Origin of the sequence: Modestobacter sp. DSM 44400 (genome assembly GCF_900107175.1) — a bacterium.
Taxonomy (GTDB): Bacteria; Actinomycetota; Actinomycetes; order Mycobacteriales; family Geodermatophilaceae; genus Modestobacter.
In genome coordinates this window covers 219200-241519 of record NZ_FNOZ01000001.1, presented here as the reverse complement: position 1 = coordinate 241519, position 22320 = coordinate 219200, and the positions used below count along the sequence as shown (strand labels likewise).

The following is a 22320-nucleotide window of genomic DNA, read 5'->3' as shown; positions in this document are numbered from 1 at the left end:
GGACGTCCCATCGCACCCATCCCGGAGGAGACGCCGATGGACGAGTCCGCACCCCTGGCGGTCGAGCTGCGCGGCATCACCAAGCGCTTCCCGGGCGTGGTGGCGAACAAGGACATCGAGCTGCGGGTCCGCCGGGGTGAGGTGCACGCCATCGTGGGGGAGAACGGCGCCGGCAAGTCGACGCTGATGAAGACCCTGTACGGCATGCACCGCCCCGACGAGGGCGAGATCCTGCTCGACGGCACGCCGGTCACCTTCCGCAGTCCCGCCGACGCGATCGCCGCCGGGGTCGGGATGGTCCACCAGCACTTCATGCTCGCCGACAACTTCACCGTGCTGGAGAACGTCGTGCTGGGCAGCGGGCCCACCAAGGGCGTCCGGCTGGACCGGGCCGAGGCTCGCCGCCGCATCCGGGAGATCTCCGACAGCTACGCCCTGGGGCTCGATCCCGACACCCTGGTCGAGGATCTCGGGGTCGGCGACCGTCAGCGGGTGGAGATCGCCAAGGTGCTCTACCGCGGCGCACGGACGCTGATCCTGGACGAGCCCACCGCCGTCCTGGTGCCGCAGGAGGTCGACGAGCTGTTCGGCAACCTCGCCGAGCTCAAGCGCGAGGGCCTCACCGTCATCTTCATCTCCCACAAGCTGGACGAGGTGCGCAAGGTCGCCGACTCGATCACCGTCATCCGTCGCGGCACCACCGTCGGTACCGCCGACCCCCGGACGACGACGGCGAAGCAGCTGGCCGAGATGATGGTCGGCGCGGAGCTGCCGACCCCGGCGACCCGCACGTCCACCGTGCGCGAGGCCCCAGTGCTGCAGCTGACCGGCGTGACCGTCGCCTCGCTGGACGGCCGCCGGGTCGTCGACGACGTTTCCTTCACGGTGCACGAGGGCGAGGTCGTGGGCATCGCCGGCGTTGAGGGCAACGGTCAGGCCGAGCTCGTCGACGCCATCATGGGGCTGCGCCCGCTGGTCGGCGGCACCCTCGTGCTCGGCACGGACGACGTGACGCGCTGGAGCACCCGACAGCGCCGCGACGGCGGCATCGGGTTCATCCCCGAGGACCGGCACCGCCAGGGGATGCTGCTGGACGCGCCGCTGTGGGAGAACCGGATCCTGGGGCACCAGACGCGCCCGCCGTCGGCCAAGGGTGCGTTCATCGACCGGAAGGGCGCCCGGGCCGACACCGAGCGGATCATGCGGGAGTACGACGTCCGTGCCCCGGGTCCGGACACGCTGGCCGTGGCGCTGTCCGGCGGCAACCAGCAGAAGCTGATCGTGGGCCGGGAGATGAGCGCGTCGCCACGGCTGCTGCTCGCCGCGCACCCGACCCGCGGGGTCGACGTCGGCGCCCAGTCGGCCATCTGGGAACTGCTCAAGGACGCGCGGGCGGGGGGGTTGGGGATCGTGCTGATCTCGGCGGACCTGGACGAGCTGATCGGGCTGTCGGACACCCTCCGGGTCATGCTGCGCGGCCGGGTGGTCGCCGCACTGGACCCGGCTCGGCTGACCCCGGAGGAGCTCGGCAGCCACATGACCGGCGCCGCGCAACCGGCTGGTGCCGCATGAGCGTGGCCCGGCGCGTCGCGCAGTCGGCGCTGGCCCCCGTCGTCGCGGTGGTCATCGCGCTGATCATCTCCGCGGTGGTCATGCTGGCCATCGGGGTCAACCCGCTGGACGCGCTGCGGGTGATGGTCGACTTCGGTGACAGCCCATCCCAGCAGATCACCGCCCTGGTGGTCGTGCTCGATCGCGCCGTGCCGCTGTTCCTGGCCGGAATCGCCGTGGCCATCGCCTTCCGTGCCGGCCTGTTCAACATCGGCGTCGAGGGCCAGTACCGGATGGCCACGGTGCTGGCTGCCGGCGTGGGCGCCGCGGTCGTCCTGCCGGGGCCGCTGCACGTGCTGCTCATCGTCGTGGTCGCCATGGCGGTGGGCGCGCTGTGGGCCGGCATCGTGGCGGTGCTCAAGGTGACCCGCGGCGTGAGCGAGGTCATCAGCTCGATCATGCTCAACTTCATCGCCCTGGGGACGGCGTCCTATCTGCTCACCGGCCCGCTGCGGGGGAGTGAGCCCGGCGCGTCGATCATCACCACCTCGGACATCCCGGAGTCGGGCTGGATGCCGTCGCTGAACGGGATCTTCGACCTCCTGGGCCTGGCCAACCCGCCGCGGCAGCTCTACGGGTTCCTGATCGTGGCGCTCGTCGTCGGCCTGCTGGTCTCGGTGCTGCTCAAGCGGACCCGGTTCGGCTTCGACCTGCGCGCCAGCGGCCTGTCCCCGTCGGCGGCCTCGGCCAGCGGCGTCGACGCCCGGGGCATGGTGGTCAAGACGATGCTGCTGTCCGGAGCAGTAGCCGGCCTCATCGGGCTGCCCGACCTGTTGGGCCGCGACCACAGCTACGGCACCGAGTTCACCTCGGGGCTGGGGTTCCTCGGCATCGCCGTGGCGTTGCTCGGCCGTAACTCCCCGGTCGGCATCGCCCTGGGGGCGCTGCTGTTCGCCTTCCTCGACCGGGCCGCGGTGCCGCTGCAGATCGCCCAGATCCCGTCCTCGGTGGTCACGATCATCCAGGGCACGATCGTGCTCGCCGTCGTCATCGCCAATGAGGTCGCCCGCCGGCTGACCCGCCGGCAGGCCGAGCGCGGTTCGGTGGTGGCCGCGCCTCCGACCGGTGACGGCGGCACCGGCCCGGCGCTGCACGCCGGCATCGGCGCCGGCGAGCCCAGTGACGAACGGCGGGGGACCCCCGCATGAGCACCGCGAAGGCGACGGGCGAGCGAGCATCGCAGGCAGCGTCAGCGACCGAGGAGCGGAACGAGTTCGGAGTCGAGTCATGAGCACCGCGACGCAGACGGCGCCGGCCCGCACGAGACGCGGAGCGGTCACCGAGTTGTTCACCGGCGGCGGCCGCGCGCGCCGGCTGACCTGGCTGTTCGTGGGCCTGGTGGTGCTGTTCTCGGTGGTCCGGGTGGTCAGCGGTGAGCAGGCGCTGACGTCGTCCTCGACGCTGTCGGCGGCGCTGCTGCTGGCCGTGCCGCTGGCGCTGGCGGCCCTCGGTGGCCTGTTCTCCGAGCGCGCAGGCGTGGTGAACATCGGCCTGGACGGGATGATGATCCTGGGCACCTGGGGCGCGGGCTGGGCCGGCTACCAGTGGGGCTGGGTCGGTGCGGTGGTCGGCGGGCTGGTCATGGGCGCCCTCGGCGGCCTGCTGCACGCGATCGCCACGGTCACCTTCGGCGTCGATCACGTGGTCTCCGGCGTGGCGATCAACATTCTGGCCGGCGGGGCCGTGCGCTTCCTGTCCGAGACGCTGTACGCCGACAACCCGGCCGGTGGTGGGGTGACGCAGTCACCACCGGTGTCCTCCAGTCCACCGAGCTTCTCACTGCCGGTGCTGTCCTCCGGCCCGGACCTGCTCGGCGACCTCGAGGCCAAGCACTGGTTCCTACTGTCGGACCTGGCCGGACTGCTGCGTGGGGTGACCAGCGACGTCGGCGTGCTCACCGTCGTGGCGGTGTTGTTGATCCCGGCGTCCTACCTGGTGCTGTGGCGGACGGCGTTCGGCCTGCGGCTGCGTTCCTGCGGGGAGAACCCGGCGGCGGCGGACTCCCTCGGCGTCCCGGTCTACCGGCTCAAATACATCGCCGTGGTCGTCTCCGGCGCCCTGGCCGGCCTGGGCGGGGTCTTCCTGGTCTTCATCGCCAACATCTACCGCGAGGGCCAGACCAACGGCCGCGGCTTCATCGGCCTGGCGGCGCTGATCTTCGGCAACTGGCGGCCCGGCGGGCTGGCCGCGGGCGCCGGCCTGTTCGGCTACGCCGACGCCCTGCAGCTGCGCAGCCAGACCGCGGTCGTCGCGCTGTTGCTGCTGGTGGCGTTGCTGCTGGCGGCGGTATCGGTCGTCCAGGGCCTGCAGGGCAAGCAGCTGCAGGCCGTGCTGGCCGCGGTGTTCGCCGCGGCGGCGCTGGCCGGCTTCCTGACCATCGACGAACTGCCCGACGGCATCGTGTCCTTCACCCCGCACATCACCACGCTGCTGGTGCTGTCGCTGGCCTCCCAGCGGTTGCGGATGCCGAAGGCCGACGGGCTCGTGTACCGACGAGGAGAGCACTGAGATGCCGGTTCCCGACCTGGACTGGGACGCCCTGCGGGCGGCCGCTCGGAAAGCGATGACGCACGCCTATGCGCCGTACTCGCATTTCCCGGTGGGCGTGGCCGGGCTCGTGGACGACGGCCGGGTCGTCACCGGCTGCAACGTGGAGAACGCCTCCTACGGGCTGGCTCTGTGCGCCGAGTGCGGCATGGTCAGCGACCTGGTGCGCAGCGGCGGGGGCCGGCTGGTCGCGGTCGCCTGCGTCGGCAGTGACGGCCAGCCGCTGATGCCCTGCGGACGGTGCCGGCAGCTGCTCTGGGAGCACGGCGGCGCGGAGATGCTGATCGAGACCGTGTCGCTGGGCATCGTGCCGATGCGCGAGGTGCTGCCCGATGCCTTCGGCCCCGACGACCTGGTCGCCGCGGCGGCCCGCTCATGAGCAGCCGGTTCGACGCGATCGACGTCATCCGGGCCAAGCGGGACGGCGCCCGGCTGACCGCCGACCAGATCCGCTGGGTGATCGGCGCATACACCGACCGGGTGGTGCCCGACGAGCAGATGAGCGCGCTGCTCATGGCGGTCTTCTTCCGCGGCATGGACGACGACGAGCTGGCCGTCTGGACCCAGGCGATGATCGACTCCGGCGTCCGTAAGGACCTCTCGGCGCTGGGCCGGCCGACCGCCGACAAGCACTCTACCGGCGGTGTCGGCGACAAGATCACGCTGCCGCTCGCGCCGCTGGTCGCCGCCTGCGGCGTCGCGGTCCCGCAGCTGTCCGGCCGGGGGCTGGGCCACACCGGCGGCACGCTGGACAAGCTGGAGTCGGTCCCCGGCTGGCTGGCCGACGTGTCCGACGCCGAGTACCTGGCGCAGCTGCGGGATGTCGGCGCGGTCATCTGCGCGGCCGGCAACGATCTGGCCCCGGCGGACAAGGCGCTCTACGCGCTGCGCGACGTCACCGGCACCGTCGAGTCGATCCCGCTGATCGCCAGCTCGATCATGAGCAAGAAGATCGCCGAGGGCGCCGACGCCCTGGTGCTGGACGTCAAGACCGGGTCGGGGGCGTTCATGCGCGACCCGGACGACGCCCGCACCCTGGCCCGCACCATGGTCGGTCTCGGCCGGGCGGCCGGCGTCCGCACCGTCGCCCTGGTCACCGCCATGGACCGCCCGCTGGGCCGGGCCGCGGGCAACGCCGTCGAGGTCGCCGAGTCCGTCGAGGTGCTCGCCGGCGGGGGGCCCGCCGACGTGGTGGAGCTGACCCTCGCGCTGGCCCGGGAGATGCTCGCCGGCGCCGGGCGCGAGGACGTCGACCCGGCCGACGCGCTCGCCGACGGCCGCGCCATGGACGTCTGGCGGCGCATGATCGCGGCGCAGGGCGGCGACCCCGACGCCGCGCTCCCGCAGCCGGCCGAGCGGCACGTGGTCACCGCCCCGGCCAGCGGCACCCTTACCCGCCTGGACGCCTACGCCCTGGGCGTGGCTGCCTGGCGGCTGGGCGCGGGGCGGGCGCGCAAGGAGGACCCGGTGTCGGCCGCGGCCGGGGTGGTGTGGACCGCCGGAGTGGGGGAGCAGGTCACCGCCGGTCAGCCGCTGCTGGAGTTGCAGACCGACGACGCCGGCCGCATCCCGCGCGCCCTGGAGGCGCTGGAGGGGGCGATCGGCGTGGACACCGGCGACACGCCGCTGCCGCTGGTGCTGGACCGCATCACCGGCTGAGGAAGGACCCCTTCCTGGAGGAAGGCCGCCCTTCTGGATCCCCTCGCAGGCTCGGGGACGCCCTGGAGGGGCCATCGGGGCTTCGGGCACGCCCTGGAGGGGGCCATCTGGCGCCGTGGCACTCCACTCGCACCTCGTCACAGGGTCATGGAGCACACTATCCGTCCGTGACCCGAACGCCCGCCGCGACCGCGCCCGGAGACGTGCGACCCGCGACCCCGCTGGATCCCGACGCCGCGATCTCGATCCGCGGGCTGGTGAAGCGCTACGGCGAGAGCACCGCCGTCGCCGGCCTCGACCTGGACATCCGCCGCGGCGAGATCTTCGCCCTGCTGGGCCCCAACGGCGCGGGCAAGACCACCACCGTGGAGGTCCTGGAGGGTTACCGCGACCGGGACGGCGGGGACGTCCGGGTGCTGGGCGTCGACCCGGCCACCGGCGGCCGGCAGTGGAAGGCCGACCTGGGCATCGTGCTGCAGTCCGGCGCCGGCGACAGCCAGCTGACCTGCCTGGAGCTGCTGCGCGCCCAGGCCGCCTATTTCCCCGACCCCCGGGACCCCGCCGAGGTCCTCGAACTGGTCGGGCTGACCGAGAAGGCCGGGTCCCGCGGCCGGACGCTGTCCGGTGGCCAGCGCCGCCGCCTCGACGTGGCGCTGGGCATCGTCGGCCGCCCCCGGCTGCTGTTCCTCGACGAGCCGACCACCGGCTTCGACCCCGAGGCGCGCCGCCAGTTCTGGTCGCTGATCCGCTCCCTGCGTGACCTCGGAACGACGATGCTGCTGACCACCCACTACCTCGACGAGGCCGAGGAGCTGGCCGACCGGGTCGGCGTCATCGCCCGCGGCCGACTGGTGGAGGTCGCCGTCCCGGCAGAGCTCGGTGGCCGCGGCCAAGCGCCGGCCGTCGTCCAGTGGACCGAGGACGGCGTCCGCCGGACGGCGGAGACGGCCACCCCGACGGCGTTCGTCCGGGAGCTGGCCGGCCGGTTCCCCGGCGAGGTGCCCGACCTGGCGGTCGCCCGCCCGACCCTGGAAGACGTGTACCTGCGGATGATCGGCGAGTCACGGGAGTGAGCGAGCATCGCAGCGAGCGCCGGCGAGCGCCGGCGAGCGAGGAGCGGAGCGAACGGCCGAGCGGAGCGAGGGAGCATGTCATGGTGACCGTTGTGGACGCTCCCCGGCGGACGCTGCCCTCGATCGCCGCCGTCTGCCGCACCCGGGCGGGGGTGGAGCTCAAGGAGTTCTTCCGGCAGCGGGAGTCCGTGGTCTTCACGCTGATGTTCCCGGTGATCCTGCTGCTGGTCTTCGGCGCGGTCCTCGACTACGACCTGGGCAGCGGCGTCTCCTTCACCCAGTACTTCATGGCCGGGGTCATCGCCGCCGGCATCCTGGGCGCCAGCCTGCAGAACATGGCGATCGGTATCGCCACCGAGCGCAGTGACGGCACCCTCAAGGGGCTGGCCGGCACGCCGATGCCCAAGAGCGCCTACTTCGTCGGCAAGGTCGTGCAGGTCTTCGTCGTCACGGTGGCGCTCGTGGCGATCCTGCTGGTGATCGGGGTGGCCTTCTACGGCATCGACCTGCCCTCGGGCACCGACTGGCTCACCTTCGCCTGGGTGGCCGCGCTCGGTTCGGCGGCCTCCACGCTGCTGGGCATCGCGGTCTCCAGCCTGGCCCGCAACGGCCGCTCGGCGTCGGCGACGGTCACCCCGGTGGCCCTGGTCCTGCAGTTCATCTCCGGGGTCTTCTTCCAGTTCAGCCAGGTGCCGACCTGGCTGCAGACGGTCGCCTCGATCTTCCCGCTCAAGTGGATGGCGCAGGGCCTGCGCTCGGTCTTCCTGCCCGACGCCCTGGCCGCCTCCGAGCCGGCCGGCAGCTGGGAGCTCGGCCGGGTGGCACTGGTGCTCGGCATCTGGTGCGTCGTCGGCCTGGCGCTCTGCGTGCGCACGTTCACCTGGCAGGACAGAGGGAACCGATGACATCGCGACCCTCCGGGCCGCGCCGCGGCCAGGCCGCCCTCCTGACGCGTTGAGCCGTTGCCCGGGTCCAGGTCGGGAGCCTCCGGCCCCGCGATTCGGACCCGGACGCCCTGGCGGGCGGCCGTGGGGAGCGTCGCGATGTAATGGCTCAATGCCCGCCGCACCGTTGACCCGCGAGACCCTCGCCCGCGCCCCGAAGGTGCTGTTGCACGACCACCTGGACGGGGGGCTGCGGCCGCAGACAGTCCTCGAGCTGGCCGACGAGGTCGGCTACCGGGGGCTGCCTACCAGCGACCCCGACGGGCTCGGCCGCTGGTTCCGGGAGGCCGCGGACTCCGGGTCGCTGGAGCGTTACCTGATGACCTTTGCCCACAGCGTCGCGGTGATGCAGCGCCCGGAGGCGGTGCAGCGGGTCGCCCGGGAGGCGGCGCTGGACCTGGCGGCCGACGGGGTGGTCTACGCCGAGGTCCGGATGGCCCCGGAGCTGCTCACGAGCATGCCCCTGGACACCGCGATCGAGGCGATGCTTGACGGGTTCGCCGCCGGCAGCGCCGAGGCCGCGGCCGCCGGCCGGCCGATCGTCGTCGGCACGCTGCTGTGCGCCATGCGCCAGGCCGACCGGTGGGTCGAGGTGGCCGAGGCCGTCGTCCGGCACCGCGACGCCGGGGTGGTCGGCTTCGACCTGGCCGGCCCCGAGGACGGCTTCCCGCCCGACCGCATCCCGGAGGCCATCGCCGTGCTGGACCGGACCGGGGCGCACCGCACGGTCCACGCGGGTGAGGCCGCCGGGATCGCGTCGATCCGGGCAGCCCTGGACGGCGCCCGCGCAGAGCGGTTCGGGCACGGCGTCCGGATCGCCGACGAGGTGCCGCCGGAGGGTCCGCTGGGCGACCTCGCCCGACGGGTGCGCGACGAGCAGGTGACGCTGGAGGTCGCCCCGTCGTCCAACGTGCAGACCGGCGCCTACCCGTCACTGGCCGCGCACCCGGTCGGCCGGCTGCACCGGCTGGGCTTCGCGGTCACCGTCAACACCGACAACCGGCTGATGAGCGGGGTGTCGGCGTCCAGCGAGCTCGCCGCCGTCGCCGCTGCCCACGGCTGGGGCTGGAACGACGTGCAGACGGTCACCGAGCGGGCCCTGGCCGGCGCGTTCGCCGAGGACGCCGTCCGGGCCCGGCTGCTGGCCGACGTCGTCCGCCCCGGCTTCGCCGCGCTGCGGGACTGACCGCCATGGACCTGCTCGGCTCGGGCGCCTACGGGCAGGGCTGGGTCCAGGTTGGCGAGTTGGGTCTGGCCTTCGCGCTCTCCGCCCTCATCGGCCTGGAGCGGGAGATCCGCCAGAAGGCCGCGGGGCTGCGCACGCTGACCATCGTCGGCTTCGCCTCCGCGCTGTTCATGCTGATCAGCAAGTACGGCTTCTCGGACGTGACCGGCCCGGGCGTCAGTCAGGACCCGTCCCGGGTGGCCGCGCAGGTGGTGTCCGGGCTGGGCTTCATCGGCGGTGGCCTGGTCTTCGTCCGGCGGGACGCGGTGCGCGGGCTGACCACCGCCGCGGTCGTCTGGCTGACTGCCGCCGTCGGCATGGCCGCCGGTGCGGGCCTGCCGCTGCTGGCCGGTCTGGTCACCGCCGGGCACTTCGTCATCTTGTTCCTGTTCACCCCGCTGGCCCGCCGGCTGTCGCAGCGGCTGCCGGGCATCCACCAGGTACAGCTCACCTACCGGGACGGCGAGGGCGTGCTGCGCCGGGCGCTGTCGGTGTGCACCAGCCGGGGCTTCGCCGTCCGGCAGCTGTCGACCGCCGCACCGGAGCAGGACCGGGGCCGGCAGGACGACGCCGCGACCGGACCGCGGCAGGTGGCGGTGCTGCTGACCGTGGAGGGCCGAGGGGCTGCCACCGACCTCGCCGCGTGGCTGGCCGACGTCGACGGGGTGCTGGCGGTCACCGCGGCGGACGTCGACGAGGAGGCCGATTGATCAAGGACCCCCTGCCCCCCGCCGCTCGCAGGCTCGCGGTGGGGCCCTGCAGGGAGCCACTCCTCCCACCCCTCGCAGGCTCGGGGCGGGCCCCGGGAGGTGGCCGACGAGCGCGGAGCGGGCCAGGTCACCCAGGCTCGGGAATCAATCGGGGCCCGGCGCTGCTAACCTGATCGTGCCGGCGAGTGCCGGCCGTCCTCCCGGGCGGTCCTGTCCGGGTACATGCGCATCCGTGCAGATCACGCGTCACTGCAGACGCCGCCGATCACCAGTGAGGGCGCCGGGCACCCGGCGACCAGCATCACCACGGGACGCGCGCCGATCTGTATCGGAGATCTTCCCCGCATGCCCTTGATCGACCCTTTCTCGTTCGACTCTGTCGACGTCAGCACCACCTCGAACACCACTCCCGAGACCCCGGTCGCGGAGCTTCTCACCCCGGAGACCACCGCACCGGAGACCGCAGCTCCGGAGCTGCCCACGGAGCCAGCAGCACCGACCGGCCCCTCCTTCGCCCAGCTGGGCCTGCCCCAGCCACTGGTCACCGCGCTCGAGCGCAAGGGCATCAGCCACCCGTTCGCCATCCAGACCGTCGCGCTGCCCGACGCCCTCGCCGGGCGTGACGTGCTGGGCAAGGCGGCCACCGGGTCGGGCAAGACCCTGGCCTTCGGCCTGCCGCTGCTGGCCCGCCTCGGTGCCGAGCCGCAGCACGGCCGCCGCGCCCCCCGCGGACTGGTCCTCGTGCCGACCCGCGAGCTCGCTCAGCAGGTGCACGACGCCCTGGCCCCCCTCGGCCAGTCGATCGGCGTCCAGCTGGCCGCCGTCTACGGCGGCGCCTCGATGTACCGCCAGATCCAGCAGCTCCGGCGCGGCGTCGACGTCGTCATCGCCACCCCCGGCCGGCTGCAGGACCTGATCAACCAGCGGGAGTGCTCGCTGGCCGAGGTCAGCCTCTCGGTCATCGACGAGGCCGACTTCATGTCCGACCTCGGCTTCCTGCCGGTGGTCAAGGAGCTGCTCGACCAGACGCGAACCGACGGCCAGCGCCTGCTGTTCTCGGCCACGCTGGACGGCGAGGTCGACTCCCTGGTCCGCCGCTACCTCAAGGACCCGGCCCGGCACTCGGTGGTCACCGCCGCCGACTCCGCCCCGCCGGCCGAGCACCTGGCCTACAGCGTGTCCTTCCCGGACCGGCTGAAGGTCACCGAGCAGCTGGCCGCCCGCCCGGGCCGCACGCTCATCTTCGTGCGCACCCAGCACGGCGCCGACCGGCTGGCCGACAACCTGCAGGCCGTCGGCATCAAGGCCGAGCCGATCCACGGCGGTCTGCCGCAGGCGGCCCGCCGCCGCGCGCTGGAGGCGTTCACCGACGCCCGCAGCCCGGTGCTCGTGGCCACCGACGTCGCGGCCCGCGGTATCCACGTCGACGACGTCTCGCTGGTCCTGCACTACGACCCGCCGGCAGACCACAAGACCTACCTGCACCGCTCGGGCCGCACGGCCCGCGCCGGCGCCGGTGGCGTGGTGGTCTCCCTGCTGCTGCCCGACCAGGTGGGACAGGCCAAGCGCCGGTTCCGCCAGGCCGCCATCGACACCCCCGTCACCCGGATCCGTCCCGGTGACGCCCCGATCGGTGAGCTGGTCGCCCGTGGCGTCCACGTCGAGCCGGTCGAGCGTCCCGTGCGCGAGTCCCGGCGTCCGGCCTCATCAGGTGGCCCCGGTGGCCGACGTCCCCGCCGGGACGGCGACCGTCCCGGTGGGTTCGGTGGCCCGCGCCGTCCGACCGGCGACCGCGATCGCACGTATGGAGACCGCCCCTCGGGCGAGCGCTCCTACGGCGACCGGGATCGTCCGGCCGGTGACCGCTCGTTCGGCGACCGCGATCGCTCGTACGGAGGCCGCCCGCAGGGTGAGCGCTCCTACGGCGACCGGGATCGCACCCCGGGTGGGGACTCCCGCGACCGCCGCCCCGGCGGCTATCGCGGGGGCCAGGCCGAAGGGCACCGCCCCGGCGGTCGCCCTGCGCGTCCCGCCCGCTCTTACTGAAAAGGATCCCGTCTCAGGCCTGCTCCCGGTCCCGCTCCGAGCTTGCGAGGAGAGTGGGGTGGAGCGGGTCCTTCCACTCGCAAGCCCGGGGTGGGACTCGGGACGGGGCCTGAACCGGCAATGGCCGGCTCCCGCACTGCGGGGGCCGGCCATTGGCCGTTCCCGGGGTGGCCGTTCGGCGTGTCCGGCCCCGCTGCCGGGTCCCACCGGGGCTCGTGGGGGGTGGGGGCAGCCGGCCCGCTGCAGGGTCCCACCGCGAGCTCGCGAGGCGTGGGGGCAGCGGGGTCCTTTCTCAGTCGCGGAAGACCAGCGCCGTCCCCACCTCGGTGACGACCTCGTCCCAGGCGCCGGCCAGGACGGCAGCGTCCTCGGCGCGCAGCGTCGTGCCGGGTTCAGCCTCGCTTCGGGCGATCGCCCGGCCCAGCGGGGTGGTGCCGGTCAGCAGCTGCTCCACCCGGGTCAGCCCGGCGTACTCGGCGACGTCGCGGGCACCCTCCACCGGCTGGAGCAGCGCCCGGTGCTCGATCAGCCCACCGGCGCCGTCGGCCACCTCGCCGAGCACCTCGCCCAGCCCGCTGAGGTCGTAGCGGTCCTGGTCGGCCGGCAGCGGCATCGTGTCCGTGTCGGCCACCTCGGCCCAGGACGCGATCTCGGTCAGGTCGTGTGCCTCGTCGCCGGCGCAGAAGCGGGCCAGCGCCACCGGGTCGGGGAAGAGGAAGAGCTCGCCGTCGCGGCCGAGGAAGCGGGCCCGGTCCTCGACGTAGCAGCGCAACGTCACCCCGGAGCCCTCCGGGACCACCAGCTCGACCGGCAGGATGCCGACGGCTTCCCAGAACTCCGCCGCGGCGGCCACCGCGGCCGGGGTGGCGGTCAGCTGGCTGCCGCCCCGGATGGCACGGGTGGCGACGGTGGCGGCGTCCTCGGGCGCCGCGGCGGTGGAGCCCGCGGCGGGCCGCTCGACGCCGCGCGCGGTGGCGCCGGTGCGGGCGACGGGGGTGGCGGTGTCCGCGACGTCGACGAGCTCGATGTCGTCGTCCTCGTCGTCGTCCTCCGCGCCCAGGTCGGCGTGCGCCTCGGCCTCCAGGGCCGCCGACGGGTAGTCCTCGACGGCCACCGTGCCCGCGCCGGTCCAGTCCAGGTGCTCGTTGAGCTCTTCGAGCACGTCTTCCCACAGCTCGTCCACGGCGGTGCCCAGGCCGGCCCAGGCCTCCTCGCCGGTCCGGCCGAGGAAGGCGTCGATGCCGAGACTCAGCGCCGCGGACTCCGGGCGGGCGACGAGATCGGCCACGGCCTCGAAGTCGGCCTCGTCCTCGTCCTCGTCCTCGTCGTTGTCCTCGTCGTCGTCGGAACCACTGGTGTCACAGCACTCGGCCAGCCGGCCGACGATGTCGACGACGGCGGCGAGCTCGTCGACGGCCCACCGGTCGGGGTTCTCGGCGACCACGTCGTAGACCCCGTCGAGGTCGTAGCGGTGGTCCTCGTCGGGGGTGAGGTCCGCGGCGCCCAGGGTCGCGACGACCGGCCAGACCGGATGGTCGGCGAGGTCGTGGTCGGTGCTCACCCGGCAGAACGCGGCCAGCGCGGCGGGGGAGGGAAAGAGGTGGACCCGGGCGACCGGGCCCGGGTCGTCGTCATTCGCGTCGTCGTCCTCGGTCGTGCTGCCGAGGAACGCCTGCCACTCCTCGCCGTCCTCCTCCCATGGGGGCGCCCAGAGCGTGTAGCCCGTGCGGTCGTCGAGGGTAAGGGCGATGGGGACGATGCTGGGCCTGGCCACGGGACGATCCTGCCCGATGCACCTGGGTGCCCGCAGGCCGGTATCGGCCCGGTTTTCGGCCTCCTCCCAGGGCGTCCCCGAGCCCGCGAGGGGATCCAGGGAGTGGCCCCTCCCTGTCGTGGCCTGAGCGTGCGAAGGCCTCGGAGGGAGGGCTCCTTGTTCAGACCCCCATCGGGTGCCACACGGACTTGGTCTCGAGAAACGGTGTCATCCGCGCCAGACCGGGGTCCGCGGTCCAGTCCGGCTCCTCGGCTGCCGCCCGCAGCACCCGCTTGACCGTGCCGGCCGCGGAGCGCTCCAGCTCCATCGCCAGCGGACCGGACGTGCCCGCCAGGTCGATGCCGTCAACGTCGGCGTGCTCGGCCAGCCACGGGCCGATCTCCGCGGCGTCCCCGGTCAGCAGGTTCACCACGCCGCCGGGGACGTCGGAGGTCGCCAGGACCTCGCCCAGCGTCACCGCGGGCAGCGGGCACTGCTTGGAGGAGATCACCACGGCGGTGTTGCCGCCGGCCAGCACGGGGCCCAGCACGCTGACCAGGCCCAGCAGCGAACTGCGCTGCGGCGCGAGGACGGCGACCACCCCGGTCGGCTCGGGCATCGAGAAGCCGAAGTACGGGCCGGCGACCGGGTTGCTGCTGCCCAGCACGGCGGCCAGCTTGTCGGTCCAGCCCGCGTACCAGACCCACCGGTCGATGGCGGCGTCCACGGCGGCGCGTGCCCGGGTGGCCGACAGCCCCTCGCCGGCGGCGACCTCCTCGGCGAACTGCGCGGCGCGACCCTCCATCACCTCGGCGACCCGGTAGAGCACCTGACCGCGGTTGTAGGCGGTGGCCCCCGACCACTTCCCGAACGCGGCGCGGGCGGCGACGACGGCGTCCCGGGCGTCCTTACGGGAGGCCCACGCGGCGTTGGCCAGGAAGTGGCCCTTGGCGTCGGTCACCTCGTAGGTGCGCCCGGATTCCGAGCGGGGAAACGCGCCGCCCAGGTACAGCTTGTAGGTCTTCCGCACGGTCAGCCGGTCTGCGTTCATGGTCGTCCTCCGGACTCCGATCGCGGCCAATTCTGGTGCCCGCACCTGCGGGGTACTGCTGCTTGCGCCCCCGACGGGGAGCCTCCGGCCCCCGCGTCGGGTCCACATCGTCGTGCCGGTCATGAGGTCGCCGAGCGGAGGTAGGCAGCCAGGCCCTGGCGGCCGCCCTCGCGGCCGTAGCCGGACTGCTTGTAGCCACCGAAGGGCGAGGTGGGGTCGAACTCGTTGAAGGTGTTGGCCCAGACGACGCCGGCGCGCAGCTTGTTGGTGATCGCCAGGATCCGCGAGCCCTTCTCCGACCAGACACCGGCCGACAGCCCGTAGCTGGTGTTGTTCGCCTTGGCCACCGCCTCGTCGGGGGTGCGGAAGGTCAGCACCGACAGCACCGGGCCGAACACCTCGTCCCGGGCGATCCGGTGGGCGGGGGAGACGTCGGTGAACACCGTCGGCTTGAACCAGTACCCGCGGGTCGGGAGGTCGCCCTCGGGCTGCCAGCGCTGCGCCCCCTCGGCCTCGCCGACGTCGGACAGCGCACGGATCCGGGCGAGCTGCTCGGCGCTGTTGATCGCGCCCAGGTCGGTGTTCTTGTCCAGCGGGTCGCCGACCCGCAGCGTGCCGATCCGCCGCTGCAGCGAGGCGACCACCTCGTCGTGCACCGACTCCTGCACCAGTAGCCGCGACCCGGCGCAGCAGACGTGGCCCTGGTTGAAGAAGATGCCACGCACGATGCCCTCGACGGCCTGGTCGACCGGGGCGTCGTCGAAGACGATGTTCGCCGCCTTGCCGCCCAGCTCCAGGGTCAGCCGCTTGCCCGTGCCGGCGACCGCGCGGGCGATCGACTGACCGACCTCCGTCGAGCCGGTGAAGGCGACCTTGTCGACGTCGGGGTGGGCGACGACGGCCCGGCCGGTCTCCCCGGCGCCGGTCACGATGTTGACCACGCCCGGGGGCAGGTCGGCCTGCTGGCAGACCTCGGCGAACAGCAGGGCGGTCAGCGGGGTGGTCTCGGCCGGCTTGAGGACGACGGTGTTGCCGGTGGCCAGCGCCGGGGCGATCTTCCAGGCCAGCATCATCAGCGGGAAGTTCCACGGGATGACCTGACCGGCGACGCCCAGCGGGCGCGGTGCCGGGCCCAGGCCCGCGTGCTCGAGCTTGTCGGCCCAGCCCGCGTGGTAGAAGAAGTGCGCAGCGGCCAGCGGGACGTCGACGTCGCGGGACTCCCGGATCGGCTTGCCGTTGTCCAGGCTCTCCAGGACGGCGAACTCCCGGGCGCGCTCCTGCAGCAGCCGGGCGATCCGGAACAGGTACTTGCCGCGGTCGGCCGGGCGCATCGGGCCCCAGACCCGGGTGAAGGCGCGACGGGCCGCGTGCACCGCCCGGTCGACGTCGGCGTCGCTGCCGGTCGCGACCTCGGCGAGCACCTCCTCGGTGGCCGGGTTCAGCGTCTTGAGCGGGGTGCCGGTGCCCTCGGTGAACTCGCCGTCGATGAACAGCCCGTAGCTGGGCCGGAGGTCGACGATCGAGCGGGACTCGAGGGCGGGGGCGTACTCGAACAGGCTGGTCATCTCAGTCCACACTCACATGGTCAGGGCCCGAGTAGTGCCCGGTGCGGAGCTTCTGCCGCTGCAGGAGCAGGTCGTTGAGCAGGCTGGAGGCGCCGAACCGGAACCAGTCGGGCGACAGCCAGTCCGCGCCGACGGTCTCGTTGATCATCACCAGGTGCTTGACGGCGTCCTTCGTCGTCCGGATGCCGCCGGCGGGCTTGACCCCGACCTGGTGGCCGGTGGCGGTGCGGAAGTCGCGGACCGCCTTCAGCATCACCAGGCAGACCGGCAGCGTGGCGGCCGGGGAGATCTTGCCGGTGGAGGTCTTGATGAAGTTCCCGCCGGCCAGCATCGCCAGCCAGGAGGCGCGTCGCACGTTGTCCAGAGTGACCAGCTCGCCGGTCTCCAGGATGACCTTGAGGTGCGCTCTGCCCTGTCCGCCCGGACGCCTGCAGGCCTCCTTGACCGCCACGATCTCCTCGAAGACGTCGAGGTAGCGGCCGGCGAGGAAGGCGCCGCGGTCGATGACCATGTCGATCTCGTCGGCACCGCCCGCCACGGCGTCCCGGACGTCGGCGAGCTTGACCGCCCGGCTGGCCCGGCCGGACGGGAAGGCGGTGGCGACCGCGGCGGTGTGGATCCCGGTTCCGGCCAGCGCCTCCTTGGCGACGCCGGCCAGGTCGCCGTAGACGCAGACCGCGGCGACCGACGGGCAGGTCAGGTCCTCGGGGTCGGGACGGCGGGCCTTGGCGGCCAGCGAGCGGACCTTGCCCGGGGTGTCCGAGCCCTCCAGCGTCGTCAGGTCGACCATCGAGATGGCGGTGTCGATCGCCCACGCCTTCGCCGTGGTCTTGATCGACCGGGTGCCCAGCACGTTCGTGCGGGCCTCTGCGCCAACCTGGTCGACACCGGGCAACCCGTGCAGGAACGCGCGGAAGGCGGCGTCCGAGCGGGTCACGTCGGAGAACGGCTCCAGGGGCTCGGGGAGCGGCCGGCCCTCGCGTGAGAGCGCGTCGGGGTCGAGCACATGGGTCATGCCCGGCATTCTTCACTGCCGGGGCCCGTGCTCGGCCGAGGGTGAGCCACCGCACCGACCGGCAAGCCGGCTCACGATCCGGCTCACCGGTCGGTTGCCCGGCTCAACCCCTCGGGGGCCGCGGCCGGATACCGTCCAGCCCGTGCAGCTGACCGTCGTCGACCACCCGCTCGCCCGCGCCCGACTGTCGCGGATGCGCGACGAGCGCACCGACAACGCCACCTTCCGTGCCGCGCTGCGGGAGCTCACCCAGATGCTGGTCTACGAGGCGACCCGCGCCCTCTCGGTCGCCGAGGAGCCGATCACGACCCCGGTCACCGACACGATCGGCTACCGGCTGGCGGCGCCGCCGCTGATCGTCCCGGTACTGCGCGCCGGGCTCGGCATGGCCGACACCGCTCATGGGATGCTGCCCGAGTCGCAGATGGGCTTCGTCGGCCTGGCCCGTAACGAGGTGACCTTCCAGCCGGAGGCCTACATGGCCTCGCTGCCGGAGTCGCTGGTCGACCGGCAGGTCTTCGTGCTCGACCCCATGCTGGCCACCGGCGGCTCACTGGTGCACTGCTGTGGCCTGCTCACTGCCCGCGGCGCCACCGACATCACCGTGCTCTGCGCCCTCGCCGCCCCGGAGGGGCTGCGCCGGCTCGAGGAGAGCGGCCTGCCGCTGCGGGTGTTCACCGCCAGCGTCGACGAGCGGCTCAACGAGTCCGCCTACATTGTCCCCGGTCTCGGCGACGCCGGTGACCGCCAGTTCGGGGCGGTCTGAGCTGAGCGGCGCCGACGAGAATTCAGCGCACGATGCGGGGAGGCGGGATGGCGAGCAGCTCGCGGCCGCATAGTGGTCTGTTGACGTCGGTCCGCAACGCCCTCACGGGCACACTGTGGCCGCTCCCGACGATCGTGATTTTGCTGGCCGTCGGGCTCGCCGTCCTGCTCCCGCACGTGGACGAGGCGCTCCAGCGCGGCGGGCGGGAGTCGCTGGCGTTGGTTTTCGGTGGCGGTCCCGGCGCCGCACGTACCGTGCTGTCGGCGATTGCCACCTCGCTGATCTCGGTGACGACGCTGCTGTTCTCCCTCACCATCGTGACGCTGCAGCTGGCCAGCAGCCAGTACTCCCCGCGCCTGCTGCAGACCTTCGTCCGTGACCGGGTCGTCCAGGTCTGTCTGGGGGAGCTGCTCGCCACCTTCGTCTACGCCCTGATCGTGCTGCGCACCGTCCGGTCGGCGGATGAGTCCGGCGCCGGTGCCTTCGTCCCCCGGCTGTCGGTGAGTGTCGCCTTCGTGCTGGCCCTCGGCGGGGTCGCGGCACTGGTGACCTTCCTCAGCCACCAGACCAGGCAGCTGCGCGTCGAGACGATGATGCGCGACGTCCACAAGGAGGCGGGCGCGGCGCTGGGCCGCCTGGACGAGAGATCCGAGGACGGGCTGCCCGAGCGGAGGTTGCCGGCCGTTCCGCCATATGCCCGCCCGGTGTGCTTCCGGAAGGGTGGCTTCCTCGTCGACGTCCGGGAGCAGCGGCTGTTGGAGACCCTGGCCGACGCGGGCGCGGTCCTGCGGTTGGACCGGCGCCACGGGGACCCGGTCGTGGCGGGGACGCCGGTGGGGTGGGCATGGACCGACGACGCCGCGCGCGACCTTCCCGTCGACGACCTCGAGGACGCGCTGGCGAGCGCGCTCGTCGTGCACTACGAGCGTGCGGACACCGCGGGCCCGAGCAACGGACTGCGCAAGCTGGTGGACATCGCCGTGCGGTCACTGTCCCCAGGGATCAACGATCCCACGACTGCCGTCCACGCCCTGTCGCACATCTCCGCCCTGGTGGGTGAGGCGGCCACCCGAGACGTCGAACACCGGCTGCGGTGCGACGAGGACGGCACCCAGCGGCTGGCGGTTCCGGCGTGGGACTTTCCGGCGCTGCTGGACCTGGCCGTCACCCAGATCCGGCACTACGGCCACGCGGAAAGCGCCGCCGTCGCCCGCTTGTTCGCGCTGTTGGCGGAGGTCGGCTGGCGGTGCCGCACCAGCGACCAACGCCGCGCCGTCCGTCACCAGCGGGACCTGATGGTCGCGCAGTGGCTGGACGATCCGCCCCCCGGCCGCACGTCTGAGGACGTGCGTCGCTGGAACGCTGCGGTCGACGACGCTCTCGTCGGCCGCTGGGCATCGGTCAACGACTGACAGTCAGGCACCCGGCGGGACCCCACTGCGCGGTGGGCACGTCGACCACCGCGTCCACCTCCGCCTGGCCGCCTTCGGCTCGCCGGTGCGGCGCCGAACTAGGAGAGTTCGGACGTCGACTTGGCGATCGTCGTCTGCTGCAGGTGCGGCAAGGTCCTCGGCCGCGGGACGGCGAGAAACACCGGCGTCCGGACGTGCGTCCGACGGAGGGCAAAGGTCGGGGTGGATGGGCAGCGAGCAGTTGGCCGGGCGTGCGGCCGCCGGCAGTGACCTGCCCGTTGTCCGGGGTCCGCGAGGTCGCCTGGCGAGGCGACTGTGGACGGTCGTCACGGCGTCGGATCCGGGCCTGGAGCGGCTCCGGTCGGCCGGCACGACCGTGGGGAGCCTCCTCGTTGCGCTGGGGCTGCTGTACGGGCTGGTGACCGTGTGGGGCCAGCCCGTCACCTCCGCCGTGCTGGGGGTGCTGGTCGCCATGATCGCGTCCATAGCGGTCAACGAGCCGACGCCGAATAGGCGAGCAGCGACCATTGCGCTGCTGGTGCCCTGCGCGGCAGCATCGGCCGGCCTGGCCACCGAGCTGAGCCCGTGGCCGGTGATCGCCGACGTGGGGTTCGTCGCTGTCTCGATCGGTGCGGTGTTCCTGCGCCTGCTTGGGCCCCGAGGCCTGGCGATGGGGATGATCGGCTTCATCGCCTACTTCCTGGCCCTGTTCGTCCAGGTGACCGTCGGGCAACTCCCCGTCGCGATCGTGTCGGCAGCGGTGGGAGCCCTGGTGAGCGTCGGGGTGGGGTTCCTGCTGCGACCGCGCCATCCCGACCGTGACCTGCGCCGGATGCTCTCCGCGCTGGGGGTCCGGGCCGGATCGGTGCTTGAGGCGCTGAGCCGGGAGTGCGACGGGAGCACTGCCGAGTCGCGGCGGGCCGGCCGGCTGCAGAGCCGGCTGGCCGGGTGCGGCGAGACCGCCCGCCTGGTCGAGCAACGGCTGGACTCCGCCGAGGAACGGCTGCTCGAGGGCATCGACAACGATGAGCTCAGCGTGCGGGTCTTCGACCTCCAGCTCAGCGTCGAGCACCTGGTGACGGTGGCTGCGCACGTCCGCGTCGCGGAGCTGCCGGCGCACATCCGGGAAGCGATCGTCGCCGCGCTGGACCGCGCCGGCGGCGTCCTGCAGGAGGGGACCGGCGCCCGCTCGGCCGCGCGCGTGGGCGTGCTGGCCGCTGCCTCCTCCGCGGGCGCCCCCCGGGTTCGTGGTGGACAGTCCGTCGAACAGGTCGACCGGCTGGTGTGCGCTCTGCAGGTCACGGTCACCGGCTGGCTCCAGGTCATGGACCCACGACCCGCCGACGCGGCCGCACATCACGACGACTCCATCCCCGACGGGCCCGTCGACCGGGTCGAGGGCGGGGCCACGGGGGACGGGGACACCGGGGACGACGACCTACCTCCAGGTCGGTGGGCGGACACCGCCCGACAGGCCGTCCAGGTCGGACTGGCCGCCGCGCTGGCCATCGCGGTCGGCGAGCTGATTTCCTCCACCCGGTGGTTCTGGGCGGCCATCGCCGCGTTCGTCGTCTTCACCGGCGCCTCCACCCGCGGCGAGACCCTGAGCAAGGGTTGGCAGCGGGTGCTCGGCACGTTGGCCGGCGTCGGCGCGGGGGTGGTGGTCGCCGCTCTTGTCGGGGGCAACACGGTGGCCGCGCTCGTGCTGATCGTGCTGAGCGTCTTCCTCGGGTTCTATCTGATGCGGATCTCGTCCGGCTGGATGATCTTCTTCATTACCGCCATGCTGGCTCTGTTGTACGGGCTGCTGGGGCAGTTCAGCGTCGAGTTGCTGCTGGTGCGGCTGGAAGAGACCGCGGCGGGGGCGGCGATCGGCGTCCTGGTGTCCTTCCTGGTGTTCCCGAGCAGCACCCGCGGCGCCGTCCGCCGCGGCGCCGGGGAGTTCCTCACCGATCTGGGTGAGCTGCTCGAGCACCTCACGACGACGTTGACCGGGCAGCGGACCACGGGGAGCAGCGCGCAAGCGGAGGCGAGTGCACTCCGGGAGAGCTTCGACTCCCTGAAGTCCACCGCCAAGCCGCTCACCGAGGGCCTGGCCGGACTGGCCAACAGGTCCGGGTACCGGCGGACGCTGCGTGTCCTCGGCGCGTGCGAACACCACGCCCGGGTGCTGGCCCGCGTCGCCGACACCGCAGCGGGATCAGCCGCCGCGGACCCCGACCTGTGCCGCGCGCTCGGAAGCGCCGTCCAGGGCGTCCGCGACAACGTGGACACCGTCGCGCGGGCGGTCGACGAGGGGCTGGCCGGAGTCCTGGTGCACCCCGCCGACGCTGCGCTGGATGCGCTGGACCGGAACGTCGACACGGCGCGCGAGTCCGACCGACACGGTCTGGCGGCGATCGGCCGGCAGCTGCGGGCCATCGACCAGGCCGTGTGTGGCCTGGCCACCGACCGTGGGGCGCGGGCTCAGCCGCTGGAGGGTGTGCGGTGACGTCGTCGCCCGGGCCTGGCTGAGCCGGCCGGCCCGGCCGGCCGTGCCGGCGACCGCGCACTGGCATAGGTTGCCTCGGTGGTGCGCAACGGGTCTGCGAGGGAGCCGGCCGGGGGTCCCGCCGACGACCCGGCGCCCGGCGCGGCCTCGACCCGTTGGGGTGTCGTCTGTGACGTCGACGGGCTCTTCGGGTTGACCGCGCTGCGCCATCCGCTGCGTGCCGCGCGGCGGTTGGTCCGCCGCGACCGCAGCGACCTGCGTTCGGTGCTGGGCATGGCCGCCGTCCTGGTCGCGGTGGTCGACGCCGCGCCGGACGCGCCGGTGGTGTACCTCACCACCGCTCCGCGCCGGCTCGCCGGTCCGATCAGGAAGGCGCTGCGCCGCGACGGGTATCCCCGGGGAACCGTCGAGACGCCGGCGCCGGGTGCTGCCCCCGACCGTGGTCCCGGAAT

The 22320-nt window shown here is 73.2% G+C and carries 17 protein-coding genes and 1 pseudogene; 14 read left to right on the top strand and 4 right to left on the bottom strand.

All coding sequences use genetic code 11. From position 1 onward, the window contains the following. The first annotated feature begins 36 nt into the window (after positions 1 to 36). The 10 genes from BLW04_RS01140 to BLW04_RS01095 all read left to right on the top strand — a co-directional run bounded on the left by BLW04_RS01140 (position 37) and on the right by BLW04_RS01095 (position 11815). Complete coding sequence (locus tag BLW04_RS01140; RefSeq protein ID WP_091536261.1) at positions 37 to 1572, top strand: ABC transporter ATP-binding protein; 1536 nt, start codon at positions 37 to 39, stop codon at positions 1570 to 1572. Continuing rightward, entirely contained in the window at positions 1569 to 2759 is a 1191-nt protein-coding gene (locus tag BLW04_RS01135) for an ABC transporter permease (RefSeq protein ID WP_091536258.1), read from the top strand. Before BLW04_RS01140 ends, BLW04_RS01135 begins: the two co-directional genes overlap by 4 nt. Positions 2760 to 2838: 79 nt before the next feature. Next, on the top strand, positions 2839 to 4119 hold the full coding sequence (locus BLW04_RS01130) for an ABC transporter permease (protein ID WP_091536256.1): 1281 nt from the start codon (positions 2839 to 2841) through the stop codon (positions 4117 to 4119). A 1-nt stretch (position 4120) separates the two neighbouring features. Then, positions 4121 to 4537: a cytidine deaminase gene (locus BLW04_RS01125; RefSeq protein ID WP_091536253.1), complete on the top strand. Its 417-nt coding sequence runs from the start codon at positions 4121 to 4123 to the stop codon at positions 4535 to 4537. Continuing rightward, the gene (locus tag BLW04_RS01120; RefSeq protein ID WP_091536251.1) at positions 4534 to 5817 is read left to right on the top strand and encodes a thymidine phosphorylase; all 1284 of its coding nucleotides are present in this window, start codon (positions 4534 to 4536) and stop codon (positions 5815 to 5817) included. The genes BLW04_RS01125 and BLW04_RS01120 overlap by 4 nt, the downstream gene beginning before the upstream one ends. A gap of 167 nt (positions 5818 to 5984) precedes the next feature. Then, the gene (locus BLW04_RS01115; RefSeq protein ID WP_254780928.1) at positions 5985 to 6890 is read left to right on the top strand and encodes an ABC transporter ATP-binding protein; all 906 of its coding nucleotides are present in this window, start codon (positions 5985 to 5987) and stop codon (positions 6888 to 6890) included. 80 nt (positions 6891 to 6970) lie between these two features. After that, complete coding sequence (locus BLW04_RS01110) at positions 6971 to 7795, top strand: ABC transporter permease (RefSeq protein WP_091536249.1); 825 nt, start codon at positions 6971 to 6973, stop codon at positions 7793 to 7795. Positions 7796 to 7946: 151 nt separating this feature from the next. Next, the gene (locus BLW04_RS01105; RefSeq protein ID WP_091536247.1) at positions 7947 to 9020 is read left to right on the top strand and encodes an adenosine deaminase; all 1074 of its coding nucleotides are present in this window, start codon (positions 7947 to 7949) and stop codon (positions 9018 to 9020) included. A 5-nt stretch (positions 9021 to 9025) separates the two neighbouring features. Beyond that, positions 9026 to 9769 (top strand): MgtC/SapB family protein, encoded by a 744-nt coding sequence (locus BLW04_RS01100; RefSeq protein WP_091536244.1) that lies wholly within the window; start codon positions 9026 to 9028, stop codon positions 9767 to 9769. A gap of 345 nt (positions 9770 to 10114) precedes the next feature. Beyond that, positions 10115 to 11815, top strand: a complete 1701-nt coding sequence (locus BLW04_RS01095) for a DEAD/DEAH box helicase (RefSeq protein ID WP_091536242.1) — start codon at positions 10115 to 10117, stop codon at positions 11813 to 11815. 292 nt (positions 11816 to 12107) lie between these two features. On the opposite strand, the gene BLW04_RS01090 is transcribed toward BLW04_RS01095, so the two are convergent. The 4 genes from BLW04_RS01090 to deoC form a co-directional block, all read right to left on the bottom strand. Then, positions 12108 to 13589 (bottom strand): hypothetical protein, encoded by a 1482-nt coding sequence (locus BLW04_RS01090; RefSeq protein WP_091536239.1) that lies wholly within the window; start codon positions 13587 to 13589, stop codon positions 12108 to 12110. Positions 13590 to 13749: 160 nt separating this feature from the next. Beyond that, positions 13750 to 14619, bottom strand: coding sequence for an aldehyde dehydrogenase family protein (locus BLW04_RS01085; protein WP_091536237.1), 870 nt, complete (start codon positions 14617 to 14619; stop codon positions 13750 to 13752). Between the two features lie 119 nt (positions 14620 to 14738). After that, positions 14739 to 16184: an aldehyde dehydrogenase family protein gene (locus BLW04_RS01080; RefSeq protein ID WP_091536233.1), complete on the bottom strand. Its 1446-nt coding sequence runs from the start codon at positions 16182 to 16184 to the stop codon at positions 14739 to 14741. 1 nt (position 16185) lies between these two features. Beyond that, positions 16186 to 17199, bottom strand: a complete 1014-nt coding sequence (gene deoC / locus BLW04_RS01075) for a deoxyribose-phosphate aldolase (protein WP_175483847.1) — start codon at positions 17197 to 17199, stop codon at positions 16186 to 16188. A 142-nt stretch (positions 17200 to 17341) separates the two neighbouring features. On the opposite strand from deoC, the gene upp reads away from it, so the two are divergent. The 4 genes and pseudogenes from upp to BLW04_RS29430 all read left to right on the top strand — a co-directional run. Then, on the top strand, positions 17342 to 17965 hold the full coding sequence (gene upp / locus BLW04_RS01070; protein ID WP_091536230.1) for a uracil phosphoribosyltransferase: 624 nt from the start codon (positions 17342 to 17344) through the stop codon (positions 17963 to 17965). A gap of 80 nt (positions 17966 to 18045) precedes the next feature. Beyond that, entirely contained in the window at positions 18046 to 19377 is a 1332-nt protein-coding gene (locus tag BLW04_RS01065) for a DUF2254 domain-containing protein (protein WP_175483846.1), read from the top strand. A gap of 226 nt (positions 19378 to 19603) precedes the next feature. After that, complete coding sequence (locus tag BLW04_RS01060) at positions 19604 to 21868, top strand: FUSC family protein (RefSeq protein ID WP_091536225.1); 2265 nt, start codon at positions 19604 to 19606, stop codon at positions 21866 to 21868. A 78-nt stretch (positions 21869 to 21946) separates the two neighbouring features. Beyond that, positions 21947 to 22267: pseudogene (locus tag BLW04_RS29430) on the top strand (phosphatase domain-containing protein); the annotation flags it as partial. Positions 22268 to 22320 lie beyond the last annotated feature (53 nt).

Bases quoted from the DNA above. Each gene is read 5' to 3' on its own strand.
- BLW04_RS01140 (WP_091536261.1), top strand. From the start codon at position 37: ATGGACGAGTCCGCACCCCTGGCGGTCGAGCTGCGCGGCATCACCAAG.
- BLW04_RS01135 (WP_091536258.1), top strand. From the start codon at position 1,569: ATGAGCGTGGCCCGGCGCGTCGCGCAGTCGGCGCTGGCCCCCGTCGTC.
- BLW04_RS01130 (WP_091536256.1), top strand. From the start codon at position 2,839: ATGAGCACCGCGACGCAGACGGCGCCGGCCCGCACGAGACGCGGAGCG.
- BLW04_RS01125 (WP_091536253.1), top strand. From the start codon at position 4,121: ATGCCGGTTCCCGACCTGGACTGGGACGCCCTGCGGGCGGCCGCTCGG.
- BLW04_RS01120 (WP_091536251.1), top strand. From the start codon at position 4,534: ATGAGCAGCCGGTTCGACGCGATCGACGTCATCCGGGCCAAGCGGGAC.
- BLW04_RS01110 (WP_091536249.1), top strand. From the start codon at position 6,971: ATGGTGACCGTTGTGGACGCTCCCCGGCGGACGCTGCCCTCGATCGCC.
- BLW04_RS01105 (WP_091536247.1), top strand. From the start codon at position 7,947: ATGCCCGCCGCACCGTTGACCCGCGAGACCCTCGCCCGCGCCCCGAAG.
- BLW04_RS01100 (WP_091536244.1), top strand. From the start codon at position 9,026: ATGGACCTGCTCGGCTCGGGCGCCTACGGGCAGGGCTGGGTCCAGGTT.
- BLW04_RS01095 (WP_091536242.1), top strand. From the start codon at position 10,115: ATGCCCTTGATCGACCCTTTCTCGTTCGACTCTGTCGACGTCAGCACC.
- BLW04_RS01085 (WP_091536237.1), bottom strand. From the start codon at position 14,619: ATGAACGCAGACCGGCTGACCGTGCGGAAGACCTACAAGCTGTACCTG.
- BLW04_RS01080 (WP_091536233.1), bottom strand. From the start codon at position 16,184: ATGACCAGCCTGTTCGAGTACGCCCCCGCCCTCGAGTCCCGCTCGATC.
- deoC (WP_175483847.1), bottom strand. From the start codon at position 17,199: ATGACCCATGTGCTCGACCCCGACGCGCTCTCACGCGAGGGCCGGCCG.
- BLW04_RS01060 (WP_091536225.1), top strand. From the start codon at position 19,604: ATGGGCAGCGAGCAGTTGGCCGGGCGTGCGGCCGCCGGCAGTGACCTG.